Below are 26,500 nucleotides of genomic sequence, written 5' to 3' on the forward strand. Positions count from 1 at the left end.
CTTTTTCCTCTACTCGATTTTACCCTGTCACACAAAAAATAAGTGGTTAAAAAGGGTTTTCAATATAATACTCAGGTTAAATGTAATACTTTTCACAAAGTTGTGGACAGTTAATTCTATCTGTGATATTTTTAACATGTAAACGAATACAAGGAGGATTTTTATTATGCCAGTTGAAAAATTTGAAGCAGTAGCAGAAAGTGTTGCAGGTTTAAAAGTATCATGTCATTCACGTGAGTTTGAGTTTTTCTTAGATGAACCGAAAAATTTAGGTGGTACAAATACAGGAATGAATCCAGTAGAAGCTTTGTTAAGTTCTCTAGGAGCATGTAAAGTGATTGTAGCTAAAAGCTTTGCTCGTCTACATAAAATTAAATTAAACAGCATTCGCATCGAATTAGAAGGTGAACTTGATACAGATGGCTTTATGGGGAAAAATCCAGAAGCCAAAATTGGTTTTTCTAAAATTATTACTAACTTCTATATTGATGCAGATAATACTGATGAAGAAATTGCGGAGTATGTAGAATTCATCAATCGTACATGTCCAGTGGCGGATACTATTGAAAATCCACCAGTTATGGTATCAAATATCATTAAATAAGGGATTCATCGTGCTAGAGCTCATTTGCTCTAGCACTTTTTATTGCAATATTCATCTAAATTTTATGCCTTTTTCATTTAACAAATCGGTCTTATTTTGTTATAATTCATTAGGTGATATTGAAAATAAAGGAGGGAACCTAATGGCTGATAAAAAGAAACAAGGTAAATCTAAATGGGCTTTATGGTTAGTGTTTATTCTTTATGTTGTAGAATTACTTTGGTTTTTCTATTCTCAATTTATTAGTAAAATTGTCAATGGACAACCAATCGATTTTGAATCAAAAGAATTGGCAGTTATTTTAGTGATTGGGCTACTAGCAATTATTATTTTCTTTGTATTAAAGAAATCAAAAAAAGTCGGTGGAATTTTAATCAGTGTGTTAATTGGGAGTGTCTTTTTATTTGGTGTCTTAGCACCTTTATTAGATGTATACATTCCAGTTATTTGGAAAATTTTCAGTGGTTTTTAAAAAGATATCGAGAGATCGATATCTTTTTTTATATTATGTCGAATAGTTGTTTTTTTATCAAATAGAGTATGATAGACTATAGACAGAGAATTTAAAGGAATGATAGCGATGTTAAATCTTTCAGATAAAAGACAACATTTCAGGTTTCCGGCCTACGACGATGAGATAGGCGTGAAACTAGTTAATAATAAAAGAAGAGACTTTTTAAAAGATGTGTTAGATGATGGCTTTGTTTATAAAAAACAAGAGTCTTATTTGCCTAACGCTTCAAAAACTAAAAAAGACAAAATTAAATCACTAACAATTGACCCAGTAGATATGGTAGATGCACCTGATTATTTTGGTTATGAAGAGATGGAAGAAACACCTCACGCATTACCAAAAGAAAGAGCAGCAGCTTATCGACAAAAAGAAGTGAAGGTTGAAAAAGGAACAAGAGTACTTGAAAACAACACGTACATTGAGCCTAGTCCAACTAACTATACAGCTCCACAATCTTCTTTTTCAAATAAGTTATTTGAAGCCGATAGCTACGGAAATGCGAAATACACTAATAGGGAAAGAAGAGGCTCTAAATTTGAATCGTCATATGATTTACCTGGTATGAATGGTAAAAGTTTATTTAAGCCAAAACATATTCCAGCTTCATTGATTGATGATCAAGATATGAGCCAGCCTAAGCATAGTCGTGATGTTATTGTTGAAGAATTAAGAAAAGCATCTCAAGCGAGTTTTCTAATGCTTGAAGATGAAGTGGTTCTTGATCCAATTATTGATTCAGTTGAATTACCAATAACAGAAACTCCTAGTTTAGTTCCAGAAAAAAAGAAGAATCAAAGACTTGAAAAGACTTTATCTGGCATAATTGCAGAAGAAGGTAGTACGAAGTTAGATAGTTATTATTTTGATTAATCCGATACTTACATGGACTTAAGCGCCTTGTAAGTATTTTTTATTGATTATTTATAAGAATTGTATGATAATAATTAAGACATTTATTAAGGAAATAGACGTAGAAATGTATAAGAGAAGAGGGGATTTTTATGGAATTTCATAAAAATAAAACATATCATTTTGTAGGCATTAAAGGTTCAGGGATGAGCTCTTTAGCGTTATTATTACACCAAAAAGGCTTTAAAGTTCAAGGGTCAGATGTTGAAAAATACTTCTTTACCCAACGTGAATTAGAATTAGAAAACATTAAAATTTTGCCTTTTAATGAAGCGAATATTGAAGATGATTTAGTTGTTATTGCAGGGAATGCATTTCCTGATACACACGAAGAAATTAGAGCGGCTCTTAAAAAAGGGTTAAATGTGATTCGTTATCACCGTTTCTTAGGTGAATTTATTAAACAATATACAAGTATCGCTGTGACAGGTTCACATGGTAAAACAAGTACAACAGGTTTACTTGCTCATGTTTTATCAGGTGTTGAACCAACAAGCTATTTGATTGGAGACGGAACAGGTCACGGGGAAGAAGAAGCAAAATTCTTTGCTTTTGAAGCATGTGAATACCGTCGTCATTTCTTATCTTATAAACCAGATTATGCGATTATCACGAATATTGACTTTGATCACCCGGACTACTACGAAAGTATTGAAGATGTTTATGACGCTTTCCAAACATTTAGTGATGGAGTTAACAAAGGAATCGTGGCATTCGGAGATGATGCTTATTTAAGAAAAATTAATACAACTGCACCTGTCTATTACTACGGGGTGAATGAATCCGATGATTTCCAAGCAAAAAATATTGAACGCACAACAACTGGTTCAACATTTGATGTGTATTATGAAGGGAAAAAAATCGGTAACTTTACCGTGCCTGCATTTGGCTTCCATAATGTAATGAATGCTTTAAGTGTGATTACTATTAGTTACTTAGAAGGTTTAGATATGGAAAAAGTTGCCAGTGAAATGGTTACATTTAATGGTGTTAAACGCCGTTTTAGTGAAAAGAAAGTTGCAGATATGATCTTAGTTGATGATTACGCTCATCATCCAGCTGAAATTAAAGCAACTATTGATGCAGCTAGACAAAAATACCCAGATAAAGAGATTGTTGCGGTATTCCAACCTCATACATTTACACGTACGATTGCTTTAATGGACGATTTTGCGGTTTCTCTTGATTTAGCTGATAAAGTTTATTTATGTGATATTTTTGGATCAGCCCGTGAAAACGTGGGAGATGTTAAAATTGAAGATTTAGGCGAAAAAATTACTAAAGGTGGTCAAGTTGTTAATATTGATGATATGTCACCTCTTTTAAATCATGAAAATGCAGTTGTTATTTTCATGGGAGCTGGAGACGTGCAAAAGTTTGAAGTTGCATACGAACGTCTTTTAGGTAATACTATAAGAAATAACATGTAAGTTATTTAAGACATAAGGAAGGCGTGAAAAGGATAAATGCTACCTCATCCTAAAAAAGCAGGGAAAAAAATCAATGAATTAGTTGAAGGTGAATATTTAAGTATCACGGAGACTATTGAAGATAGTCAGTTGCTTCTTTATTTAGGTCTGACTAATGATGCTAATCCCTTATTTATTCAACATCAATACGCTGAAAAAACAGAATATGAAAAACCTATTGTGCCAAGTATCATGTTAATGGGGATTATTTCTTCTGTTGTTTCAAAGCATTTGCCAGGTCCAGGTTCTAATATTGTTAACTTTTCGTTCAACCTCATTCAGCCTGTGTATCATTATGAGACACTAACTTTCCATTTTAAAGTTATTAAAATTGATGAAATGAAAGAAGTTGTAACGATCAGTGTAAAAGCTCAGAATTATGATGATGAACGTGTCTTAGATGCGGTCATTATGGTCAAACCACCAAAATTGAATGAAAGTGAAGTGATAGATAATGATGGACAATAACAACAACGCTGTTAGTACAGCTGGTTTATCAAAATTTTACAGTAAGGTATACGGCTATTTAGGTATGGGGATTATGCTTAGTGCCTTAACTTCTTACTTAGTTATCAATGTATTTGCAAACGAAGTATTTGGTTTTCTTTTTGCTAACCGATTAAATTTCTTTTTAATGTGGGGAGTTCAGATTGGTTTAGTTGTTTATTTAGGGAAAAATGCTTTTTCTAACTCAGGCAAATCATTCATTGGCTATATTGCTTACACGATTTTAACTGGTATTACTATTTCGGCAACAATTGCTATATATGCTGCAACAGATGTAACTATGGCATTTGTAACGGCTGCTGGAACATTTATCGGTATGTCTTTAGTGGGTCTGTTTATTAAAAAAGATTTGAGTGCTATGGGACATGCTATGTATAGTCTGTTAATTGGTGCTTTAATTGCTATTGTCATCAACGTATTCTTTTTAAAGAGTGCTCCAGTTGATTTATTTATCTCTTTAGCAATGGTAGTTATCTTTGCTGGTTTAACAGCTTATGACAATCAAAAAATCAAAGTTCTATATCAACAAAAAGGTGACGAAGGTGCTGCTAATTTAGCGATTTACTGTGCGTTAACACTTTATCTTGATTTAGTTAACTTATTCTTATCTTTATTACGTATTTTTGGTAGAGACTAAACACAAGCTTCTAGCGTTTTGCTAGAGGCTTTTTTTATTTAATTAATCAATTCTCTTCGCATTGTGTCCTTATATTTGTTAGAATAGTTGAGAATAGAAGTAAGGAGTGTCGGAATGGCTAAAAATAAATTATTGTTAATAGATGGAAATAGTATTGCGTTTAGAGGCTTTTTTGCCTTGTATCAATCACTAGATCGTTTTAAAAATAGTAGCGGGCTACATACAAATGCCTTGTATGCTGTACATAATATGTTAGAAAATGTGTTAGAAAGAGAACAACCTACTCATGTATTAGTGGCATTTGATGCAGGGAAAACAACGTTTAGACATGCTTTTTATGATGACTACAAAGCTGGACGAGCAAAAACCCCAAGTGAGTTCAAAGAGCAAATGCCTTATTTAAGAGATTTAATTGAAGGTCTTGGTATGAAGCATTATGAGTTAGATAATTTTGAAGCTGATGATATTATTGGTACTTTAGCAACTCATGCTAACCCAGAAAAGTTTGATGTTGTTGTTTTATCTGGAGATAAGGATTTAACTCAATTAGCAACAGACACGATTCGTGTTGATGTGACTGTTAAAGGAGTTAGCGAAATTGAATCTTACACACCTGAACATATCTTAGAAAAATACGGCTTAAGACCAAAACAAATCATTGATATGAAAGGTTTAGCAGGAGATCAATCAGATAATATCCCTGGTGTTACTAAAATTGGTGAAAAAACAGCCATCAAACTACTTAAAGAATATGATTCTGTTGAAGGTGTTTACGAAAACATTGATGCAATGAAAAAAAGTAAGATGAAAGAAAACCTGATCAACGAAAAAGAAACAGCTCTGTTAAGTAAACAATTAGCAACGATTAATACAGATTCTCCGATAACAATCTCAGTAGATGAGTTGGCTTATGATGGTAAAAACTTAGAGAAATTAATTCCTTTCTACAAAGAAATGGATTTTAATTCGTTTTTAGCAAAACTTGATTCGAGTTATGTTGAATCTGATGTGGAAGAAAAAACAGATATTACTTATATAGTTGCAACTGATTTAACGAAGGACTTGTTTAAAACAGACATGTCTCTGTATGTTGAAATGCTAGATGACAACTATCATGTATCAGATGTTGTAGGTGTTGCTTTTGGTTATGAAGATCATTATTATGTATCCAATGACTTGGCTATCTTAGAGGACCCTTTCTTTATTAAATGGATTGAGAATGAAGAGTTAAGTAAAAAAGTCTTTGATGCTAAAAGAACAACAGTTGCGCTTAATCGCTTTGGTTTAAGCTTAAAAGGTGTTAAGTACGATATGCTTCTTGGCGCTTATTTAGTAGATTCGATGAACAACAGTGAAGATATGGCTGAGATTGCTAAAACTTTTGACTACACAGATATTGATAATGATGAGGCTGTTTATGGTAAGGGAGCTAAAAAAGGTCTGCCAGAAGATGACGCTCAGTTTTATGAGCACCTTGCTAGAAAAATAAAAACCATTGATTTTTTGTATGAACCAATTTTAGAAGAATTAGAAGAAAAGAATCAATTGAGTTTGTTTCATGATATTGAACTACCATTAGCTCATATTTTAGGTGAGATGGAAATGGAAGGTATTACACTTAATGCTTCTCGTCTTCAAGAAATGAAAGGTGAATTTGCCACTCGTTTGACTGAAATTGAGAAAAAAGTTTATGAAGAAGCAGGAGAAGAGTTTAACTTAAATTCACCTAAACAATTAGGAGTCATTTTATTTGAAAAAATGGGGCTTCCCGTCATCAAGAAAACAAAAACAGGTTATTCAACTGCAGTAGATGTGCTAGAAAAACTAAAAGGTGAATCACCAATTATTGAGGATATTTTGGCTTACCGTCAAATTGCTAAGATCCAATCAACCTATGTTGAAGGTTTATTAAAGATGGTCTTTTCAGATAATAAAATCCATACAAGATATGTTCAAACCTTAACACAAACAGGTCGTTTAAGTTCTGTTGATCCTAACTTACAAAATATTCCCATTCGATTAGAAGAAGGTCGCAAAATTAGACAAGCCTTTGTACCTAGAAACAAAGATTGGCAGTTATTCTCATCTGACTACTCACAAATAGAACTTCGTGTGTTAGCACATATTTCAGATGATGAGCATTTGAAACAAGCCTTTATCGAAGGTCAGGATATTCACTCAAGTACAGCTATGCGAGTTTTTGGCGTTGAAAAAGCAGAAGATGTTGATGGTAATCTACGTCGTCAAGCTAAGGCTGTTAACTTTGGGATTGTTTATGGAATTAGCGATTATGGTTTATCACAAAACTTAGGAATCACAAGAAAAGAAGCTCAAACCTTTATCGATACGTATTTCGAGAAATACCCAGGGGTTAAAGACTATATGGAAAGTATTGTCCGAGAAGCTAAAGATCAAGGTTTTGTTGAGACTCTGTACCATAGAAGAAGATATCTCCCTGATATTAATTCACGTAACTTTAATATTCGTAGTTTTGCTGAAAGAACAGCGATTAATACACCTATTCAAGGAAGTGCAGCTGATATCTTAAAAATCGCAATGATTAAGATAGATGAACGATTAAAAGAGGAAGGTTTAGAAGCAACAATGTTGTTACAAGTTCACGATGAGCTTGTATTTGAAGCTCCTAAATCAGAAATTCCTCGCCTAAAAGAACTAGTGGAAGAAACAATGGCTCATGCCGTTACTTTGAGTGTTCCGTTAAAAGCAGATAGTAGTTTTGGTGACACGTGGTATGAAGCGAAGTAAAAATGTTTAGTTGTCAAAAAAGGAGGGCTATTAATGCCTGAATTACCAGAAGTAGAAACAGTCAGAAAAGGCTTAGAACACCTTGTAAAAGGTAAAAAAATCAAAGATGTAGCCATTTTTTGGCCTAAGATTATTGAATCACCTAACTCAGAAGATTTTAAAACCCAATTAGTGGGAGAAGAGATTCTTGATATCGATAGAAGAGGGAAATATTTAATTTTTAAATTGACTCATTTTGATATGATTAGTCACTTGAGAATGGAAGGGAAATTTGAGTATCATAAGGGAAGCGATCCTGTTATGAAACACACTCATGTGATTTTTAAGTTCTCAGATGAAACAGAATTAAGGTATCTAGATGTTAGAAAATTTGGACGTTTTGTTTTGGTACCAAAAGACACGTCTCAAATATACAAAGGACTACAAAAGCTTGGCCCAGAACCAACAGAAGAAGCCTTCTTACTTAAAGGTTTTGAACAAGAGTTAAAAAAACGTAAAAAACCAATTAAGCCATTGTTACTGGATCAAACCCTTGTTACAGGGTTAGGTAATATTTATGTTGATGAGTCCTTGTTTCGAGCAGGTATTCACCCTGAGCAAGAAGCCAATACGTTAACGAAGAAAGAAATTGCGCTTCTTCATAGGGAGATTATTGCAGTTCTAGGAGAAGCAGTCGAAGCTGGTGGTACTACCATTAGGACATACCAAAATGCTTTGGGAGATGCTGGGAATTTCCAAGTCTCTTTAATGGTTTACGGGCAAAATGGTGAAAGTTGTCCTAAGTGTGGGGCAGAAATATTGAAGAAAAAAGTGGCACAACGAGGAACTCATTACTGTCCTCATTGCCAAATCTATCGTGTTCGAAGGGGATAAATATGACATATATTTTAGGATTAACTGGTGGCATTGCCTCAGGGAAAAGTACTGTTAGCCAACATTTCACTGCAATGGGTGTTGATGTAATTGATGCAGACGTAGTTGCAAAGGAAGTTGTAGAGCCTAGAACACCAGGGCTTGCACGTGTTGTAGCTCACTTTGGCTCAAAAATATTAACAGAAACTGGTGAGTTGGATCGAAAACGCTTGGGAGATATTATTTTTAATGATAAACAAAAACGAGAAGATTTAAATGCCATTTTACATGGAGAAATTGGCGAAGTTATCGAAAAACGTAAGAATGCTTTAATTGAGCAAGGAAAAGAACTCATTGTATTAGATATTCCTTTATTATTTGAAGCCGATTATGAAAGTCAATGTGATGAAGTTATGACTGTTTTTGTGTCAAAAGATGTTCAAGTGAAGCGTCTAATGTTGAGAGATGGAATTGATGAAACCTTAGCCTTAGCAAAAATTGATTCTCAGATGTCTCTTATTGATAAAGCTTTGAAATCTGATGTTATTATTGATAACGAAGGTAGTGTTAAAAATACCGAATTACAAGTAGACAGATGGTTAGAAATATTTAAACAAACAAGATAAAAGAAGCATTTGCTTCTTTTTTTGTTTTGTTTTTCTAAATGTAATCAGACTATACCTTTCGGGGGTTGTCATGTTATAATAGCTCTATTAATACTATCTATTTTGAGATATTTTGAAAAAAATGATAAAAACAAGATGAGGTGACACATAATGCAATGTCCAAAATGCCATTATAACGGCTCGCGAGTTGTAGATAGCCGCCCTGCTGATGATGGGAGAGCTATTCGAAGAAGAAGAGAATGTGAAGATTGTGGGTTTAGATTTACTACTTTTGAAAGAGTTGAAGTGACACCCCTTTTAGTTGTTAAGAAAAATGGTGCTCGTGAAGAATTTAATCGAGACAAAGTGTTAAGAGGATTAGTGCGTTCAGCAGAAAAACGTCCAGTTCCAATGGAAAAAATGGAACAGATTGTTGATAATGTAGAAAATAGGATTAGAAGTTTAGGAGAAAATGAAGTGTCAACAACATTGATTGGTGAGTACGTCATGGAGGATTTAGTCAATTTAGATGAAATTGCTTATATCCGTTTTGCCAGTGTGTACCGTCAATTTAAAGACATGAGTGTTTTCTTAGAAGAACTTCAAGAAGTTATTGATAAAGAAAATAAATAGTTGTGAAAGTGAGCGGTATATTTGAGTGAAGCATGGGAAAAATTAAAACCAAAAGATAAATTTTCAGTGATTAAAACACAACATGTTTCTGAAGCAGACTATGTCGTTTTAAATATGCTATATCAACCGATTGTAGGAACAAACAGCATAGGGTTATTAAATTTGTTACTCATTGAAGAAAAAATAAACGCTAAGAGTGTTTTGCAACCTCATAGCGTTTTATTGAATCAACTAGATATGGGGATTCCAGAGTTTTTTGCGAGTCGAGAAAAATTAGAAGCGGTTGGTCTTCTTAAAACATTCGTCAAAAAATTAGATAATGAACATCATATGATTTACGAGTTGCAACCAATTATGTCTCCTAGTAAATTTTTACATGATGATATTCTTTCCTTGTTGTTAATTGAAAAATTAGGCTTTGAAAAAGTGGAAGAGCTAGGTTCTTTTTTTGATTACAAACGTCAAGGTATGGAAGACTATGTAGAAGTAACGAAGTCCTTTGTTGATGTGTTTCATTTTGATTCCTCAAGACTTATGTCAAAAGAAAAAGAATTAGGCACTTTGAAAGAAATTGTGTCAGTACCAAAAGAAGAGGTTGCGATTAAGACGATTACTAATTCGTTTGACTGGTCATTCTTTATGAGTTTAGTAGAGAGTTTACATATTGATGACAATCAGATTCAAAAAGAGTTGAAACGCTCTATTGAACTATTTCATCAGTTATATGGGATTAATGAGCTAGAAATGTTTGATTATATCAAACAGTCTGTTGATTATGTTACAAATCGAGTGATGGAAAAAGAGTTTAAACAACTTATCTACAAAGGTTATCATAGTCGCAAAAAGCAAGAATTAACCACTCAAAATGATTCATCCAGTGAACAGCCGATGTTGACACTTACTGAAAGAAATCAACTTCGTCAGAACACATTAAAATTAACAGGTTTTACTGATGATGAGATTCATGTCATTTTAGCTTGTGATGAGACGCCTCCGTTAATCTTTTTGAAAGCCATTAAACATCAAAAAGGTGGCTTTGTGAGTAACAATGAGCGATTTACTATTGAGAATTTAAAAGCACAATCTAGTTTGCCGGATAGTGTTATAAATATGTTAATTCACTATTCATTAGTTGCTCAGGATAATAGTTCTATTAATCAGAACATGATGATGTCGATCGCTAATGACTGGGCTCAGAAGAAAATTTACTCACCTGAAGAAGCTTTAACACAGGTGAAGAAACTTCAAGAAAGCCGGAATCAGCCTAAGAAAAAGAAAACATCTTACAAAGAAACTCAAAGAAAAGAAAGTTTACCTGATTGGGCCAAAGAAGATGTGGTAAGAAAAGAGACACCTCTGTCTCAAGAAGAAGAAGCATTTTTCCAAGAGCAATTAAGACAATTGACAAACAAGTCAAAAGAAGGTGATGAATAATGGAAAATATTGGAAAAGGACTCGAAAAAACACTTCGCAGTAAAAACTTAACGAATAAACTAGATGCTCTAATGGCAGAAGTAATGAGTGATAACGATGTTAAATCATTTATTGAAGCTCATCGTGAGCAGTTAAGTGATGATGATATTGTTAAAAGCTATGCTAAGTTATATGAGTTTGTTCAAGAGAAGAAGAAATTTCAGTTAAATGATCCAAACATGATAGCACCAGGATACGAACCTCGTTTATTCATGAATTTTCATTTTATTGATGTCACTTATGTACCAACGGAAAGTTTGTTGAAAAAACAGGCTCAAGCTGAGGTTAGAAGTCGAGTTAAAGCGATGGATATGCCTAAAGATATTCGCGAAGCCCGTTTAGATCAATTTGAGTTAACCTCAGAAAGGAAAGAAGCGTTTCAGGAAGCTTTTCGTTTCATTAATGAGTTTGAAGATGATTCAAAAAGTTTTCATCAAGGATTGTACCTGCAGGGGACATTTGGAGTTGGGAAAACATATCTCTTAGGAGCAATTGCTAATACATTAGCTGAAAAAGGATTCCAAACAACATTGGTCCACTTTCCTACCTTTGCAGTAGAGATGAAGCAATCGATTCAAAAAGACACGGTTGGTGAAAAACTAGATGCTGTTAAAAGAGCCCCTATTTTAATGTTAGATGATATAGGAGCTGATTCAATGAGCAGCTGGGTCAGAGATGATATCTTAGGTGTTATTTTACAGTATCGCATGCAAGAGATGCTTCCGACCTTCTTTTCGTCTAATTTTAATATGCTTCAGCTTGAAAATGAACACTTAAGAGTAACGCAAAGAGGAGAAGACGAACCGCTAAAAGCAAAACGCATTATGGAACGTGTTAGATACCTCTCAAAAGAGATCAATATGATTGGAAAAAACAGAAGACTTTATGATTAAAAGGCTTTATGAAAACAGGGTAAAAACTGATTGACAAAGGATTACCCTACTAGTATAATTATTTTTGTTGCTTAAGGGGTGATATTATGAAGTGGGCATTAGCAGAGTTAAATAAATTTAGAAATAGTCAACTTAATTTTACTGAAAGTTTAGATTTAACAGAGTCTCTACAAAAAAGAGAACCTTCTATTTTAGATTTAGACGAGGTATTAGTTGAAGGTTTTATTCAAGTTGATAGTCAAGCTTATATAGCTCATTTTACTGTTAATACAGTAATCACGTTGCCATCATCTCGTTCTTTAGAACCAGTGCGAATTCCTCTTTCTTTAACTATAGTTGAAGAATACATGACACCAGCGCAGTTAAATGCTTTAGTGGATGTTAATGATGAGGACAAGCAATTGATTATGCCTTTAGAAAAAGACTTAATTGATTTAACAGAAGCAGTTGAAGATTACATTTTACTTAATCTACCAATGCAAGTGTTAACAGAATCAGAGAAAAGCACAAACGACTTACCAAAGGGAGACTTTTGGCAAGTACTTTCTGAAGAAGACTTGAAAACAAAAGAAGTCAACGAATCAGAAACTACTATTGATCCTCGTCTTGCAAAATTATCTGAATTATTTAAGGATGAAGAGTAAGATTGGAATATATGTGTTTTTTAAACACGTTTTTATTGTTTAGGGAGGTGTAACAACATGGCAGTACCAAAAAGAAAAACTTCTAAAGCTAGAAAAGCTAGACGTCGTACTCATTACAAATTGTCAATGCCAGGCTTAACAGCTTGTTCAAACTGTGGTGAAATGAGAAAAAGTCATCATGTGTGTCCTTCTTGTGGTCACTATGACGGAAAAGATGTTATGACTAAAGAAGCATAATCATTTTTTTGAAAATGTAAAACCCGTAGACTAACCATGGAGTCTACGGGTTTTTTATAAGAATCATGGCAAGAAAAAAAGAGCTAATGTTAGCTCTTTTTTTTGTTGAGTCCAAAAGGAACTCGACTTTCAGTCCCATCTTTAATACGCTTAATGTTATCTCGGTGACGATAAATAATAAAAATAGTAATACCAGTTGCGAGAGCTGTTAGTAGCCAATCTTGATGAGGCAAAATAACAGGTAACACTAAAGGTAAAAGAATAGTTGATAGCGTGATAATAAGGGCGCTGAGCATACTTGATAAACTCACCATACTTGTTAAAAATAGTAGAATGACAAAAATACTGGCTGAATACACAAAGAATAACGGGCTATAGGCTAATAACATGCCCGCACTTGTTGCGACAGCTTTACCACCTTTGAATTTACCGAAAACCGGAAATGTGTGACCTAAAATAGCTGCCACACCGAACCACAATGGATTAACTGGTAGGTTAAAAAGAATAGGTAAAGAGGTTGCTAAGGTTCCTTTTAAAATATCTAGAAAGAGCACAACAATCCCTGCTTTTTTACCTAAAACACGAAATGTATTAGTTGTTCCTGTATTGCCACTTCCAAATTTTCTAATGTCTTTTTGATAGAATAGTTGACCAATCCAAACTCCTGATTGGAGTGAACCTAGTAGATAGGCTATGACAAAAAAAATAATTGTTTTCAAAACAAAACCTCCTTAGGCTAAGGAATATTTTACCACGAAATAAAACAAGCTACAATAAGATACAAGGAATAAAAGATTAAGAGTCAGACTTGAGACTGATTTTGTGGATATACTATTAACCACGTTATACTATGTGACGTATAGTATGACGTGTAAGGAGGGTTTGTCTATGGATATTCAATTACGAAGAGGTTTACTAGATTATTGTGTTTTAGGTGTTCTAAAAGAAGAAGAAACCTATGGCTATAATATCATAAAAAAAATGGACAGTATCTTACCCATATCGGAATCAACGCTTTATCCAATATTAAAACGGTTAGAAACAAAGAAAATGGTTCGTTCCCACTCAGTCGAATATAATGGGCGTCTGCGTAAATACTATCAAATTACAGCAGTTGGTATAGAAAGTTTGAATGACTTTATAGACTCGTGGCAAGAAGTGGATCAAGTTTATCAATACATAAAAGGAGTTGTGTCAAATGACTAAAGAAGAGTTTTTGTTGCATTTAGAAAAGGAATTAAAAGGTACTGGTGTTTCTCAAGTCACTACGTATAGTGATTATTACAGAGAAATGATTACTGATTACATGGAAGATGGTTTCTCAGAAGGTGAAGCGATTGAAAAAATTGGTTCAATTGATTCGATTGTAACTACTATTAAAGAAGAGCTTGGAATTGAAGAGAAACCATCTGCTAAGAAAAGTCCTTTGATTTGGTTTTTATTAATAATTGGTGCACCTTTATGGGGATCCATTTTAATCAGTATTATTTTGTTGTTACTCTCAGGTGTATTAATTCTGTGGTGTGCTCCATTCATCTTAGGGTCGTTAAGTTTTGCTGGTTTAATTACAGGGATTGTTAGTTTAATGGGACTCGTTTTTAACACAAGTTTGTTTTATATTATGACGCAACTAGGAATAGGTTTAATCGCATTAGGAATTGGCTTCCTTCTATTAATAGGGACAATCTACTTAACTAAATCTGTTGGTATGTTATCTAGAAAACTTGTCAGTGTACTACAGTCACTATTTTCTTTGAAAGGATGGTTCTAATATGAAACAATCACATACATTTGTTAAAAAAGCAATTATCTATTGTCTGCTGATGACAGTAATGGGAGTCATAATAGCTTTATCAGGATTTGCTTTATCAGGATTTGATTACAGTAAATACCCAGTAGAGAATAAACATTGGTATCAAGTTATTTCTATACCTAAAGAATCAATCAAATGAAAATAAAGACGAACTATAAAGTTTAGTAACGACTTGTGGTTCGTCTTTTGTTTTTGTTTTGTTGAAGAAAATAGGGTTTTATTGCCGATTTATTAAGATGCTTTTCATTTGATTGTTAAAAAATTAAAAAAACACAGGGTGTTTGAAAAGGTTTACAATGTTGTTAAAATGACAAAAAGATTATTTTGATTAAAAAACCATTAGTAAAAATAGGTGAATTTAGCACGAATTGCAAAAAAATGTAAATAATAGGTAATATATTTGTAAAATATTCGGTTTTCTTGTTTTCGTCGTAGAAAAATTAGATAACGAGTGATATACTTTAAAAAGTACGAAATGTACGAGATTTAGTATTCTAAGGAGGAAGTATCATTGTTTAAAAAGGTTTTCAAGTATGCTGGAGTTTTAGCTTTAGCTGTAACATTAACTGCTTGTGGTAGTGGTAAATCTGAAGGAGATAAGAAAGCTGAAGACGGTTTAAAAACTGTTGATAAATTATCAGTAGGTTTTGTACCTTCTCGTGATCCAGAAGAAATCGTTGCTGCAACTGATCCTTTAAAAGATTTAATGAAGGAAGAGTTGAAAAAAGAAGGATACGATGTTAAAAACATCGATATCACTGTTGGTACTAACTTTGAAGCTGTAGGTGAGTCGTTATCAGCTGGTACATTAGACATCGGATTTATTCCAGGTAGTACTTATGTATTATATGATGATGGAGCTGAAGTTATTTTAACTGCTACTCGTGCAGGTCTTTCAAACGATTCTGACAATCCTAAAGATTGGAACGACAACAAACCAACTGCACCAACTGACAAACAAGCAAGTACATACCGTGCTTTAATGATCGCTGGACCATCTGAAAAAGGTCAAGCTTTAGCTAAAAAAGTTAACGCTGGCGAAAAATTAACTTGGGATGAGTTAAATGGCGCTTCATGGAGTGTTATGAGCTCTTCATCTCCTGCTGGTTATGTTTATCCAAGTTTATGGTTAAAAGAAAACTACAGCAAAAACTTATCTGAGTTAAAAAATATCGTTCAATCTGATTCATACGGTAGTGCCTTTGCACGTTTAGCTTCTGGTCAAGTAGATGTAGTATTAACATATGCTGATGCTCGTCGTGACTTTGAAGATGCATGGACAAAAGAATACAACCGCGAAAAAGGTATCTGGGATGAAACTAACGTAATTGGTGTAACTCCAGCAATCTACAACGATACAATTTCAGTAAGTAAAAACTCTAAAGTTGTCGATGAAGACTTGAAAAAAGCTTTACAAAAAGCGTTTATCAACATCGGTAAAACTGAAGAAGGTAAAAAAGTTATCTCTATCTACAGCCATGAAGGATACAAAGAAGCAACTTCTGCTGACTACGATAACGAACGTAAAGCACAAAAATTAATCCAAGAAGAAACAAAATAAACTATTTTTTGTAATAGGGAAAATGAGCTGTGGCTATTCATTAGAATAGCGACAGTTTATTTTTAAGAAAGGAATATTTATGATTAAATTTGAGAATGTCCAAAAAACATACCCAAATGGCTATGTCGGATTAAAAGATATTAATTTAGAAATTGAACAAGGTGAGTTTATTGCTATTATTGGTTTATCAGGTGCTGGTAAGTCAACTTTAATTCGTTGCATTAACAGAATGCACGATATTACTGATGGCTCATTAACAGTTAATGGGACGGATGTAAAAAATATTAAAGGTAAAGAAGTTAGAGATTTTAGAAAAACAATTGGGATGATTTTTCAGTCATTTAACTTAATAACACGTGCGACAGTTCTTAAGAACGTATTGATTTCTTCTGTACCTGAATTATCATGGTGGAGAAGAATTTTCGGCATTTTCCCAGAAAGTGCAAAAGTTAATGCGTTAGAAAGTTTAGACAACGTAGGCATTTTAGATAAAGCATTCACTCGTGTTGATCAACTTTCAGGAGGGCAACAACAACGTGTAGCATTAGCTCGTACTCTTGCAAGAAGACCTGAAGTTATCTTAGCTGATGAGCCTGTAGCAGCACTTGACCCAGTTACTGCTAAAATTGTTATGGACGATTTCAAACGTATCAATAAAGACCTAAATATTTCCGTTTTGATTAACATTCACCACGTGGATCTTGCATTAGAATATGCTGATCGTGTGATTGGAATTAGAAAAGGTGAAGTAGTTTATGACGGTCCATCTGAAAATGTTACTCAAGACGTGTTAGATGAAATATATTTGAAAGACGAAGAGGAAGGTAAATAATCATGAACTCACTATGGAAAGGAAAAGAGATTAAGTTATCTAATGGTAAAACGATTTATCAAAAGCCATCTGTTGTGCCATTAGTCATTTTATTACTTGTTATTTTTACAGGTATCGCCATGAAAGTAACAAAATTTGATATGACTGCTCTATTAACCCGTGGTGACCAATTCTTTGTCATTTTAAAAGGAATGTTCCCACCTAACCTAGACTTTTTGGATCGAGTTTGGCAACCTTTATTCGACACGATAAAAATGTCATTACTAGGATCTTTAGCAGGGGCGATTGTTTCTATTCCCTTAGCATTACTTGCTTCAGCTAATATCGTACATAGTAAAATTATTACAACAATTTTCAAATTAATTTTTAGTATTTTAAGAACTTTACCAACTATTGTGACTGCCCTAATCGCAACATTTATTTTTGGATTAGGAACAATGGCAGGAACATTAGCGATTTTTATCTTTACAGTTGCTTACGTTGGAAAATTAACTTACGAACAAATCGAATCACTTGATATGTCAACATTTGAAGCGTTAGAATCAATGGGATTAACTCGTTTCCAAGCCTTCAGATATGCTATTGTCCCTGAGATTTTACCAACGTTTCTTTCAACAACCTTATTCAACTTTGAAGGAAACTTAAGATATGCTTCCATTTTAGGATATGTTGGAGCCGGTGGTTTAGGTATTATCTTAAACGAACAATTAGGTTGGCGTGCTTATGATAACGTTGGAACAATTTTACTTGTTTTAATCGTGTCAGTGGCAATCATCGAATCAATCAGTGAATACGCTCGTAAGAAGTTACAGTAAGTAAAGGAGAAGAGAATGAATCAAAAGATAGAAGCAACATTAAATCAAGAACCTTCGAAAAAAGTTCAATACTTGATGTTAACAACTATCATCGTTGGAGCCTTCGTTTGGTCTTTATCAGCTATTCAGTTTAACGCTGTTGATGATGGTGGTTGGAAAATCGCAACAAGTATTATTCAAGGGATTTTAACCCCAGATATGGAACTACTTTGGAACTTTACTAACCAAGGTGTGTTCTACTTATTATTTGAAACAATCTGTATTGCCTTTATTGGAACTATTTTTGGTGCCATCCTTTCAATTCCAGTCGCATTCTTAATGGCTCCAAGTATTGTGCCTAAACCAGTATACTTAACAACTCGTTTTTTAGTTATTATTATTAGAACTGTGCCCGCTTTAGTTTACGGATTAATGTTTGTTCGTGTAACAGGTCCTGGACCTTTTGCAGGTGCGATGACAATGTCATTAACATCAATCGGAATGGTATCAAAGCTATATGTTGATGTGATTGAAGACATTGATAGAGGTGTATTAGAAGCGATGGACTCAATGGGGTGTACAACTTTTGAAAAAATTCGTTTTGGTATTATCCCTCAATTAATCGCTAACTTTTCATCTATTACTATTTACCGTTTTGACATGAACTTAAGGGATGCAACTATCCTAGGTTTAGTTGGAGCTGGTGGTATTGGTTCACCGTTAATTTTTGCTATGAACTCTTATCGTTGGAATCAAGTAGGGTCAATTCTAATCGGCTTAATCGTCTTAATTTTAATCGTTGAGTTTGTTTCGAATAAACTAAGAAATAGATTAGTTAATGGATAGGATGTAGGTAGAATGAAGCTAACAATTTTATCAACTAGTGATACACATGGTTATTTGTATCCAACTGATTTTAGAAAGAAAAATCAATCACTTGATTTTGGTTTAACAAAAGTATCAACTGAAATCAAAGAGATTGAAGAACAAGCAGACATGCCTGTTATAAAAATAGACAATGGTGATTTCCTTCAAGGATCACCATTTAGCTATTTTTTGGCTAAGAATCCTGAGGAGGGTTCTATGGCTGATGTGATGAATGCTTGTGGATTTGATTGTGGTGTTCTTGGAAATCACGAGTTTAACTACGGGATTGAGTACTTGGAAGAGACGATTTCCCGACTTGATTACCCAATTGTCTGTGCGAATATCTTAAAAAAAGACGGTAACTTTTTAACAGGGCATCCTTATGTGATTCTTGAAAGAAATGGCTTAAAAGTGGCTGTGTTAGGATTAACGACACAATATATTCCTCATTGGGAGCAACCTACTACAGTTAAAGATTTAGTCTTTAAATCTGCAGTTGAAACAGCTAAAGAGTTTATTCCTAAGTTAAGAGAAGAAGCTGATTTAGTTGTGGTTAGCTATCATGGTGGCTTTGAAAGAGATTTGGAAACAGGCGAACCAACTGAAGTATTAACAGGGGAAAACGAAGGCTATGAGTTATTAAATCATGTCGACGGAATTGATGTACTGTTAACAGGTCACCAACATCGTGTCATCGCTTCAAATGAAACGCGTATTCCAGTGACTCAACCAGGAGATAAAGGGCGTTTCATAGGGAAAGTTGATGTTGTCTTTGATGAAGAGAAACACATCGTTTCAACGAATGCTGAGCTATTAACCGTTGAAGGTGTAAAAGAAGATGAGACAGTTCATGAAGAATTTGTTCCACTTTTAAATCAAGTAGAAGATTGGTTAGATAAAGAATTAGGATTTGTATCTGGTGATATGAGAATCACGGATCCAATGAAAGTTCGTCAAACTAGTCATCCTTATATCGAATTTATCCAAGACGTCCAAAAAGATGCTACAGGTGTAGGTATTTCAGGGACAGCTCTTTTTGATAATAATGGGACAGGTTTTGGTGAAACCATTAGCATGAGAGATATTGTAACTAATTATATTTACCCAAACACTTTAGCTGTTTTAAGTATTAGTGGTAAGGAATTACGCTTAGCTCTTGAAAGATGTGCTAGTTACTTTGATCTAAATGACTCAGGTGAATTGATTGTTAGTAAAGAGTTTTTAGAGCCTAAAGTAGAGCATTATAACTATGACCTATATAGTGGAATTGATTACACCTTTGACGTAACAAAACAAAAGGGTGAGCGTGTCACTCAATTGATTTATCAAGGTAAAGATATTCTTGATACAGATCAATTAGAAGTGGTTATGAATCAATACCGTGCTGTTGGTGGTGGTGATTACTTCATGTTTGGCGCAGAAAAAATTGTTAAAGAAGTAACTGTGGACATGACGGAATTGATTTCTAACTATTTAGAAAAAAATCCTACCATCCAAGCAGTTCAACCAACAAATTTTACATTAGAGTATTAAAAAAACCACAGGCTTATTCTCAATTAGAGAATAGTCTGTGGTTTTAATTTGACGAAAAAGACTGAAACAGCCGTTAATAAGCCTAAGCATAAGAAATAAATAAAGGCAGTTAAGAATGTGCCACTTGTTTCTACTAAAAAACCAATCACGATTTGGGCAACTGCGCCTCCAACAATACCACCAGAAGCGATGGTAGAGTAACTTGGAGCAAAAGCAGCTCCATCAAATAATTTCATCGGAATAGCCATTAACGTCACAAATGCAAGTGTTAAGAATAATGTTGCAAGTCCTAATACGATGATAAAGTTTAATGTATTATGGACAAAATAAGCGGCAAATACTAATAAAGAACCAATAATAGAAGTACCAAAAATGACTTCTTTATCTTTACCAAATAAGAAACGACTAACAACATAACCCCCACCGATTGCGCCTATTAAAGCGAATATCCCAACAGCAGAACTAATAATTCCTGATTCTGTTAAAGTTACTCCTCTATAGGTTGTTAAAAAGGTAGGTAACCAGTTGTTCAGTCCGTATAACAAGTTATTGATGAAAAAGGCAGCGGCAAAAAGAATCCAAATTGTAGGGTTTTTCCAAACCTTTGTAATCGAAATACTCTCTGTTTTGGTCACTGAATTTTTTGTTTTTTTCTTTTTAGGAATTGAAAATGAAATAACTAAAGCAATAATTAGTGCAATGATTGTTAACAATGAATAAGCAAATCGCCAACCTTTAATTTCAATGATAGGTGACAGTAAGATAGGTCCGAGGACACCTGCTACACCAGATGACGAAATTAAAATACCTTTAGCAAAAGTCCTCTTCTCTAACGGGAAATTATCAATGACTTCTTTACTAGACGCAGAAGCATAGCCTGAATGGGCTAGCATACCTGTTAATAATCTAACAGCAAGAAGCATTTGAACGCTTTGGCTCAAACCGAAAATAAAATCGAATAAACCAATAAGAACTACTGAAAATAAGACAACTGCTCGAGCTCCAAATTTATTAATAGCAAAGCTCATAGGGATTTGCATTAATGCATATCCAATAAAAAAAGCACTTAAAATAAGGCCTTTGGTACTCTCTGACATAGGGATTGTTTTACTAATGGAAACAATGGAGATCCCAACAGATAATTTATCTATATAGACCATGACATAACCTAAAAACAAAGAGCCTAATAGAATATTTAAGTTGGTTTTTGGATACTGTTTTGTCATGACATCCTCCCTTTCTATTAAAAATAAAATAATGTGTACAATTAAATATACACTTTAAAAAGAGATGTGCAAAGCCTTTTTACCAAATAACTCATATTTAATATAAAATTTTATCAAAAATTTTCATAATCTTAACAAATAAAAACAAATCGTTTTTACTTCAATTGATGGAAGTTTTGCAAGTTTCCTCTTTTTATTATAAAATGTAAGAGGAATAAGGATCAGGCAGGTCAACTTGTAAGCAAGTTGCTTTTTTTTGTTATTTAAAAAATAGGCTTTATCTTGAAATCATTTTGAAGTACTATAAAATGGATTGATGCAATAGCATCGTAGAGAAGCAAAGGAGTTTTTTTATGTCGAAAAAAATTGAAAGACAATATGATGATACGTCAATTCAGGTCTTAGAAGGTTTAGAAGCAGTTAGAAAAAGACCTGGGATGTACATTGGATCAACAGATTCAAAAGGACTACACCATTTAGTGTTTGAGATATTTGATAATGCAGTCGATGAAGCATTATCTGGCTATGGTGAAGAGATTGACGTAACCATTCATAAAGATAATAGTATTAGTGTCCGAGATTATGGACGTGGGATGCCGACAGGAATTCATGCTTCTGGAAAACCAACTATTGAAGTCATTTTTACCGTACTTCATGCTGGTGGTAAGTTTGGTCAAGGTGGCTATAAAACTTCAGGAGGGCTTCATGGTGTAGGCGCAAGTGTGGTAAATGCCTTATCAAGCTATTTACGTGTAGAGACAGTAAAAAACGGTGAAGAAGCTCATCTAGCCTTTAAAGATGGTGGGCATACAGATGGCAAACTCATCAAAACGAAATCACCTAAGAAAAAGAATGGATCATTGATTACTTTTAAACCTGATCCATCTATTTTTTCGATAACTGTATTTTCTTATGATATTTTAGCAGAACGCTTAAGAGAATCGGCTTTTTTATTAAAAGGGATTAAAATCACGTTAATAGATGAACGAAGTGATCAAGTAGAAGTCTTTTATTATGAAGAAGGTATTAAAGAGTTTATCTCTTACTTAAATGAAGATAAAGATACATTAACTCCAGTTATTTATTTCTCCGGAGAAAAAGAAGGTATTGAAACAGAGTTTGCTTGTCAATACAATGATGGTTATTCAGAGAATACCTTATCTTTTGTTAATAATGTTAGAACCCGTGATGGTGGAACTCATGAAGTTGGTATGAGAACTGCGTTGACCAAATCATTTAATGAATATGCAAGAAAAGTTGGCTTACTTAAAGACAAAGATAAAAATCTTGAAGGAAGTGACTTTAGAGAAGGTCTTTCAGCTATTGTTTCTGTGAGAGTACCTGAAAATTTACTTCAGTTTGAAGGACAAACAAAAGGAAAATTAGGAACACCGATTGCTAGAACAGTCGTTGAAAATGTGATTAGCGAGCAACTTGTTTTCTACCTACAAGAAAATAGTGATATGTCTCAAATGTTGATTCGTAAAGCGATTAAAGCAAGAGAGGCAAGAGAAGCAGCTAGAAAAGCTCGTGAAGATAGTCGTAATGGGAAGAAACGTCGTAAGGGAGAGTCTTTACTATCTGGTAAGTTAACACCAGCTCAATCAAGAAATCCTAAAAAGAATGAATTGTACTTAGTGGAGGGAGACTCTGCCGGAGGATCTGCGAAACAAGGGCGTGACCGTAAATTCCAAGCCATTCTTCCTTTACGAGGTAAGGTTATTAATACAGAAAAAGCGAAACTTCAAGATATTCTAAAAAACGAAGAAATCAATACGATGATTTATACCATCGGTGCAGGAGTAGGAGCAGATTTTGAATTAGAAGATTGTAACTACGATAAAGTCATTATTATGACCGATGCCGATACAGATGGGGCTCATATCCAAGTGCTACTTTTAACTTTTTTCTATCGTTACATGAAGCCTTTAGTAGAAGCAGGGAAAGTTTATATCGCTTTACCACCTCTTTATAAAGTTCAAAAAGGCGCTGGTAAAAAAGCTGTTATTGAGTATGCTTGGACTGATGAAGAATTAAGTGAAGTGACTCAATCAATGGGCAAAGGTTATATGTTACAACGTTACAAAGGATTGGGTGAAATGAATGCGGATCAATTGTGGGAAACAACAATGGATCCAGAAACAAGAACCTTAATTCAAGTAACAATCGAAGATGGGACAAAAGCTGAACGCCGTGTGACAACCTTAATGGGTGACAAAGTAGAACCAAGACGACGTTGGATTGAGAAGAACGTTCAATTCTCATTAGACGAAGATAGTAGCATTTTAGAAAGTTCTGACACAAAAACATCTAACTCAGAAAAGTGAGATGAAGATGACTTTCAAGAAATCACTCTATTTGATTAATGGGAATGAAGGAGAGATAAACAATGAGTGAACGACAAGGAATTCAAAAGTTAACCCTTGAAGAAATCATGGGTGATCGTTTTGGACGTTATTCAAAATATATTATTCAAGACCGCGCGCTACCTGATATTCGCGATGGACTAAAACCTGTACAAAGACGTATCCTATATTCAATGAATAAAGATGGCAATACCTTTGAGAAGGCTTTTAGAAAATCGGCTAAATCAGTGGGAAATATTATGGGTAATTACCATCCTCATGGGGATAGTAGTATCTATGAAGCTATGGTTCGAATGAGTCAAGATTGGAAATTAAGGAATCCATTAATTGAAATGCACGGTAATAACGGTAGTATGGACGGTGATCCACCTGCTGCGATGCGTTATACAGAGGCTCGTCTTTCTGAATTAAGTGGTGAATTATTAAAAGATATTGAAAAAGAAACAGTTAATTTCGTATGGAACTTTGATGATACTGAAAAAGAGCCAACTGTATTACCTGCTAAATATCCAAACTTACTAGTTAACGGGTCAACAGGAATTTCTGCAGGATATGCCACTGAAATTCCAACGCATAATTTAGGTGAAATTATTGATGGTACAGTTTATTTGATTGATCATCCTAATGCCTCTTTAGATAAATTAATGGAATTTATTCCAGGGCCAGATTTTCCAACTGGTGGTATTTTGCAAGGGAAAAAAGAACTGAAAAAAGCCTATGAAACAGGGAAAGGTAAAGTCATTTTAAGATCAAAAACAGCTATTGAACCTTTAAAAGCTGGAAGAGAACAAATTGTGATTACTGAAATACCTTATGAAGTAAATAAGGCTGTACTAGTTAAGAAAATGGATGAGTTACGATTAAATCGTCGTTTGGAAGGTATTTCTGAAGTTCGCGATGAAAGTGATCGAACAGGTTTACGAATTGTAGTTGAACTGAAAAAAGAAGTAGATGCAACGGGGATTTTAAATTATTTATTTAAGAATACAGATCTTCAAATCAACTATAACTTTAATATGGTAGCCATTCATAACTTGCGACCTGAGCAAGTAGGTCTCAAAGTGATTTTAGAAGCTTACATTGAGCACCGTAAAGATGTTATTATTAAGCGAAGTCAATTTGAACTAAATAAAGCTAACAATCGTCAGCATATTGTGACTGGTTTGATGAAAGCTTTATCTATTTTAGATCAAGTGATTGCAACCATTCGAGGAAGTAAAGATAAAAAAGATGCTAAAATGAATTTAGTGAAAGAGTATGATTTTACTGAAATTCAAGCAGAAGCCATTGTTTCTTTACAATTGTATCGATTAACAAATACTGATATCACCGCCCTTGAAAAAGAACGTCAAGAGTTAAGTGACTTAATTTCAGCTTTAACCTTAATTTTAAATGATGACAAGCAATTGCTTAATGTCTTGAAAAAGGAATTGAGAGAAGTTAAAAAGCAATACCAAACACCTCGATTAACTCAATTAGAAGACGAAATTGCTGAGATTACTATTGAAACAGCTGTTTTAATTCCTCAAGAAGATGTAATGGTAAGTATTACTAAAGAAGGTTACGCTAAACGTAGTAGTTTACGTTCTTACTCAGCCTCAAAAGAAGATGCTATTGAGATGAAAGAAACAGATAGTTTAGTTTATAGTGGTCAACTTAATACCCATGATCATCTACTAATTGTTACAAGTAAAGGGAATATGATTTATCGACCTGTACATGAGTTAGCTGATAAGCGTTGGAAAGACGTAGGAGAGCATTTCTCATTATCAATTGCCTCTCTAGAAACAGGTGAAAGTGTTATTGATGTCTTCCCATATTCTGAACTAGATGAGCACAAGCAATTTGTGTTTATTACGAAAGAGGGAATGATTAAACGAACTTTAATGAACGAGTTTGATATTTGGCGTACTTATAAGAGCCGCCCAACTCTGTGTATGAAGTTAAAAACAGAAACAGATGAAATTATTTCTGCTTATTTAATCGATGGTCGAAAACAGGCAGACGTCTTGTTAATTACTTACTTAGCTTTTGGACTCTATTATGATTTAGATGAAGTTCCTGTTGTAGGAGCTAGAGCAGCGGGTGTGAAGTCGATTAACTTGAAGACTGATGATGTTGTAGTTTCAGGATTTATTTTAGATCGAGGAAATGACGGAACTATTACGATTTTCAGCCAGCGTGGATCAGCGAAGAGAATGAGAATCAGTGAGTTAAGTAAACTTGGTCGAGCTAAAAGAGGATTGATGGTATTAAGAGAACTAAAAACAAACCCTCATCGTGTATTTGATGTTGTCCTTAATTCTAATGAATTGATGACACAAGTTGTTACTCATCAAAATAATGTGTATCAGCTAAATATCAATGAATTACCGATAAATGATCGTCAGTCAAATGGCTCTTTTGTTATTGATGAGAAATTAGATGGTGGCATTAGTGAAATAAATATTATAAAAATAGAAGAATAATGTAAAAAGAAGGTGAGTAGTCACCTTCTTTTTTTGCTTTTCTGCCTATCTATAAAAGCTTTAAATAAAGGCGATAAAACACTCATAATGAGAATTAGTATAAAGTTATATCAGTTTTTATGAAAGAATGATTACAAATAGTTTTTATAAAGTGATATATTTATAATAAACTAAGAATTATCATTGATAACAAATTCACATGGAGGTATTATTTTACTATAATCTGACATCAGTTTTTTTAAGATAAAAAATGATAACTATAGAAATGTGAGATAATTAATATATATATATATTAAT

At 33.8% G+C, this 26,500-nt stretch carries 26 protein-coding genes; 24 read left to right on the forward strand and 2 right to left on the reverse strand.

Features of this window, described 5'->3' with window-relative positions; translation table 11 throughout:
• The first annotated feature begins 166 nt into the window (after positions 1-166).
• The 14 genes from DOK76_RS09365 (at position 167) to rpmF (ending at position 12,743) form a co-directional block, all read left to right on the forward strand.
• Positions 167-604 (forward strand): OsmC family protein, encoded by a 438-nt coding sequence (locus tag DOK76_RS09365; RefSeq protein WP_206967108.1) that lies wholly within the window; start codon positions 167-169, stop codon positions 602-604.
• Positions 605-746: 142 nt separating this feature from the next.
• Positions 747-1,076, forward strand: a complete 330-nt coding sequence (locus tag DOK76_RS09370; RefSeq protein ID WP_206967110.1) for a hypothetical protein — start codon at positions 747-749, stop codon at positions 1,074-1,076.
• A gap of 108 nt (positions 1,077-1,184) precedes the next feature.
• Positions 1,185-1,988 carry a hypothetical protein gene (locus tag DOK76_RS09375; RefSeq protein WP_206967111.1) on the forward strand — a complete coding sequence of 268 codons (804 nt, stop codon included), beginning with the start codon at positions 1,185-1,187 and terminating at the stop codon, positions 1,986-1,988.
• Between the two features lie 131 nt (positions 1,989-2,119).
• Entirely contained in the window at positions 2,120-3,457 is a 1,338-nt protein-coding gene (gene murC / locus DOK76_RS09380) for a UDP-N-acetylmuramate--L-alanine ligase (RefSeq protein ID WP_206967114.1), read from the forward strand.
• Between the two features lie 36 nt (positions 3,458-3,493).
• Positions 3,494-3,964, forward strand: a complete 471-nt coding sequence (locus DOK76_RS09385) for a MaoC family dehydratase (RefSeq protein WP_206967116.1) — start codon at positions 3,494-3,496, stop codon at positions 3,962-3,964.
• Entirely contained in the window at positions 3,951-4,640 is a 690-nt protein-coding gene (locus tag DOK76_RS09390; protein WP_242542281.1) for a Bax inhibitor-1/YccA family protein, read from the forward strand. The genes DOK76_RS09385 and DOK76_RS09390 overlap by 14 nt, the downstream gene beginning before the upstream one ends.
• A 114-nt stretch (positions 4,641-4,754) precedes the next feature.
• Complete coding sequence (gene polA / locus DOK76_RS09395; RefSeq protein ID WP_206967118.1) at positions 4,755-7,406, forward strand: DNA polymerase I; 2,652 nt, start codon at positions 4,755-4,757, stop codon at positions 7,404-7,406.
• Positions 7,407-7,439: 33 nt separating this feature from the next.
• The gene (gene mutM / locus DOK76_RS09400) at positions 7,440-8,279 is read left to right on the forward strand and encodes a DNA-formamidopyrimidine glycosylase (protein ID WP_206967120.1); all 840 of its coding nucleotides are present in this window, start codon (positions 7,440-7,442) and stop codon (positions 8,277-8,279) included.
• 2 nt (positions 8,280-8,281) lie between these two features.
• Entirely contained in the window at positions 8,282-8,884 is a 603-nt protein-coding gene (coaE, locus tag DOK76_RS09405) for a dephospho-CoA kinase (protein ID WP_206967122.1), read from the forward strand.
• Positions 8,885-9,034: 150 nt separating this feature from the next.
• Positions 9,035-9,496: a transcriptional regulator NrdR gene (gene nrdR, locus DOK76_RS09410; protein ID WP_206967124.1), complete on the forward strand. Its 462-nt coding sequence runs from the start codon at positions 9,035-9,037 to the stop codon at positions 9,494-9,496.
• Positions 9,497-9,517: 21 nt separating this feature from the next.
• A complete protein-coding gene (locus DOK76_RS09415) occupies positions 9,518-10,930 on the forward strand; it encodes a replication initiation and membrane attachment family protein (RefSeq protein WP_206967126.1) in 1,413 nt (470 codons plus the stop codon).
• Positions 10,930-11,862 carry a primosomal protein DnaI gene (gene dnaI / locus DOK76_RS09420; RefSeq protein ID WP_206967127.1) on the forward strand — a complete coding sequence of 311 codons (933 nt, stop codon included), beginning with the start codon at positions 10,930-10,932 and terminating at the stop codon, positions 11,860-11,862. Before DOK76_RS09415 ends, dnaI begins: the two co-directional genes overlap by 1 nt.
• Positions 11,863-11,948: 86 nt before the next feature.
• Positions 11,949-12,506, forward strand: a complete 558-nt coding sequence (locus tag DOK76_RS09425) for a YceD family protein (protein WP_206967130.1) — start codon at positions 11,949-11,951, stop codon at positions 12,504-12,506.
• Between the two features lie 57 nt (positions 12,507-12,563).
• On the forward strand, positions 12,564-12,743 hold the full coding sequence (gene rpmF / locus DOK76_RS09430; RefSeq protein WP_206967132.1) for a 50S ribosomal protein L32: 180 nt from the start codon (positions 12,564-12,566) through the stop codon (positions 12,741-12,743).
• A gap of 89 nt (positions 12,744-12,832) precedes the next feature.
• Here the strand turns inward: rpmF and plsY are convergent, their stop codons facing one another.
• On the reverse strand, positions 12,833-13,462 hold the full coding sequence (gene plsY, locus DOK76_RS09435) for a glycerol-3-phosphate 1-O-acyltransferase PlsY (RefSeq protein WP_206967134.1): 630 nt from the start codon (positions 13,460-13,462) through the stop codon (positions 12,833-12,835).
• 169 nt (positions 13,463-13,631) lie between these two features.
• Between plsY and DOK76_RS09440 the strand changes: the two genes are divergently transcribed.
• The 8 genes from DOK76_RS09440 (at position 13,632) to DOK76_RS09475 (ending at position 20,143) form a co-directional block, all read left to right on the forward strand.
• Positions 13,632-13,949, forward strand: a complete 318-nt coding sequence (locus DOK76_RS09440) for a PadR family transcriptional regulator (RefSeq protein WP_206967137.1) — start codon at positions 13,632-13,634, stop codon at positions 13,947-13,949.
• Entirely contained in the window at positions 13,942-14,514 is a 573-nt protein-coding gene (locus DOK76_RS09445) for a DUF1700 domain-containing protein (protein WP_206967138.1), read from the forward strand. Before DOK76_RS09440 ends, DOK76_RS09445 begins: the two co-directional genes overlap by 8 nt.
• A 1-nt stretch (position 14,515) precedes the next feature.
• Entirely contained in the window at positions 14,516-14,695 is a 180-nt protein-coding gene (locus DOK76_RS09450; RefSeq protein WP_206967141.1) for a hypothetical protein, read from the forward strand.
• Positions 14,696-15,067: 372 nt separating this feature from the next.
• Positions 15,068-16,117, forward strand: coding sequence for a PhnD/SsuA/transferrin family substrate-binding protein (locus DOK76_RS09455; protein ID WP_206967143.1), 1,050 nt, complete (start codon positions 15,068-15,070; stop codon positions 16,115-16,117).
• Between the two features lie 79 nt (positions 16,118-16,196).
• A complete protein-coding gene (gene phnC / locus DOK76_RS09460; protein WP_206967145.1) occupies positions 16,197-16,949 on the forward strand; it encodes a phosphonate ABC transporter ATP-binding protein in 753 nt (250 codons plus the stop codon).
• Between the two features lie 2 nt (positions 16,950-16,951).
• The gene (phnE, locus tag DOK76_RS09465; protein ID WP_206967147.1) at positions 16,952-17,764 is read left to right on the forward strand and encodes a phosphonate ABC transporter, permease protein PhnE; all 813 of its coding nucleotides are present in this window, start codon (positions 16,952-16,954) and stop codon (positions 17,762-17,764) included.
• Between the two features lie 15 nt (positions 17,765-17,779).
• Entirely contained in the window at positions 17,780-18,589 is an 810-nt protein-coding gene (gene phnE, locus DOK76_RS09470) for a phosphonate ABC transporter, permease protein PhnE (protein WP_206967149.1), read from the forward strand.
• Positions 18,590-18,601: 12 nt separating this feature from the next.
• Positions 18,602-20,143, forward strand: coding sequence for a bifunctional metallophosphatase/5'-nucleotidase (locus DOK76_RS09475; protein ID WP_206967150.1), 1,542 nt, complete (start codon positions 18,602-18,604; stop codon positions 20,141-20,143).
• A 23-nt stretch (positions 20,144-20,166) separates the two neighbouring features.
• Here the strand turns inward: DOK76_RS09475 and DOK76_RS09480 are convergent, their stop codons facing one another.
• Complete coding sequence (locus tag DOK76_RS09480) at positions 20,167-21,369, reverse strand: MFS transporter (protein ID WP_206967151.1); 1,203 nt, start codon at positions 21,367-21,369, stop codon at positions 20,167-20,169.
• A gap of 353 nt (positions 21,370-21,722) precedes the next feature.
• On the opposite strand from DOK76_RS09480, the gene parE reads away from it, so the two are divergent.
• Together parE and parC are read left to right on the forward strand one after the other, a co-directional pair.
• The gene (parE, locus tag DOK76_RS09485; protein ID WP_206967152.1) at positions 21,723-23,696 is read left to right on the forward strand and encodes a DNA topoisomerase IV subunit B; all 1,974 of its coding nucleotides are present in this window, start codon (positions 21,723-21,725) and stop codon (positions 23,694-23,696) included.
• A 62-nt stretch (positions 23,697-23,758) separates the two neighbouring features.
• A complete protein-coding gene (gene parC, locus DOK76_RS09490; protein ID WP_206967153.1) occupies positions 23,759-26,203 on the forward strand; it encodes a DNA topoisomerase IV subunit A in 2,445 nt (814 codons plus the stop codon).
• The last annotated feature ends 297 nt before the right edge of the window (positions 26,204-26,500 follow it).

This window comes from Candidatus Vagococcus giribetii (genome assembly GCF_017316185.1).
In the GTDB taxonomy this organism is placed as follows: Bacteria; Bacillota; Bacilli; order Lactobacillales; family Vagococcaceae; genus Vagococcus; species Vagococcus giribetii.

Bases quoted from the DNA above. Each gene is read 5' to 3' on its own strand.
- DOK76_RS09365 (WP_206967108.1), top strand. From the start codon at position 167: ATGCCAGTTGAAAAATTTGAAGCAGTAGCAGAAAGTGTTGCAGGTTTA.
- DOK76_RS09370 (WP_206967110.1), top strand. From the start codon at position 747: ATGGCTGATAAAAAGAAACAAGGTAAATCTAAATGGGCTTTATGGTTA.
- DOK76_RS09375 (WP_206967111.1), top strand. From the start codon at position 1,185: ATGTTAAATCTTTCAGATAAAAGACAACATTTCAGGTTTCCGGCCTAC.
- murC (WP_206967114.1), top strand. From the start codon at position 2,120: ATGGAATTTCATAAAAATAAAACATATCATTTTGTAGGCATTAAAGGT.
- DOK76_RS09385 (WP_206967116.1), top strand. From the start codon at position 3,494: ATGCTACCTCATCCTAAAAAAGCAGGGAAAAAAATCAATGAATTAGTT.
- DOK76_RS09390 (WP_242542281.1), top strand. From the start codon at position 3,951: ATGATGGACAATAACAACAACGCTGTTAGTACAGCTGGTTTATCAAAA.
- polA (WP_206967118.1), top strand. From the start codon at position 4,755: ATGGCTAAAAATAAATTATTGTTAATAGATGGAAATAGTATTGCGTTT.
- mutM (WP_206967120.1), top strand. From the start codon at position 7,440: ATGCCTGAATTACCAGAAGTAGAAACAGTCAGAAAAGGCTTAGAACAC.
- coaE (WP_206967122.1), top strand. From the start codon at position 8,282: ATGACATATATTTTAGGATTAACTGGTGGCATTGCCTCAGGGAAAAGT.
- nrdR (WP_206967124.1), top strand. From the start codon at position 9,035: ATGCAATGTCCAAAATGCCATTATAACGGCTCGCGAGTTGTAGATAGC.
- dnaI (WP_206967127.1), top strand. From the start codon at position 10,930: ATGGAAAATATTGGAAAAGGACTCGAAAAAACACTTCGCAGTAAAAAC.
- DOK76_RS09425 (WP_206967130.1), top strand. From the start codon at position 11,949: ATGAAGTGGGCATTAGCAGAGTTAAATAAATTTAGAAATAGTCAACTT.
- rpmF (WP_206967132.1), top strand. From the start codon at position 12,564: ATGGCAGTACCAAAAAGAAAAACTTCTAAAGCTAGAAAAGCTAGACGT.
- DOK76_RS09440 (WP_206967137.1), top strand. From the start codon at position 13,632: ATGGATATTCAATTACGAAGAGGTTTACTAGATTATTGTGTTTTAGGT.
- DOK76_RS09445 (WP_206967138.1), top strand. From the start codon at position 13,942: ATGACTAAAGAAGAGTTTTTGTTGCATTTAGAAAAGGAATTAAAAGGT.
- DOK76_RS09450 (WP_206967141.1), top strand. From the start codon at position 14,516: ATGAAACAATCACATACATTTGTTAAAAAAGCAATTATCTATTGTCTG.
- phnC (WP_206967145.1), top strand. From the start codon at position 16,197: ATGATTAAATTTGAGAATGTCCAAAAAACATACCCAAATGGCTATGTC.
- phnE (WP_206967147.1), top strand. From the start codon at position 16,952: ATGAACTCACTATGGAAAGGAAAAGAGATTAAGTTATCTAATGGTAAA.
- phnE (WP_206967149.1), top strand. From the start codon at position 17,780: ATGAATCAAAAGATAGAAGCAACATTAAATCAAGAACCTTCGAAAAAA.
- DOK76_RS09475 (WP_206967150.1), top strand. From the start codon at position 18,602: ATGAAGCTAACAATTTTATCAACTAGTGATACACATGGTTATTTGTAT.
- DOK76_RS09480 (WP_206967151.1), bottom strand. From the start codon at position 21,369: ATGACAAAACAGTATCCAAAAACCAACTTAAATATTCTATTAGGCTCT.
- parE (WP_206967152.1), top strand. From the start codon at position 21,723: ATGTCGAAAAAAATTGAAAGACAATATGATGATACGTCAATTCAGGTC.
- parC (WP_206967153.1), top strand. From the start codon at position 23,759: ATGAGTGAACGACAAGGAATTCAAAAGTTAACCCTTGAAGAAATCATG.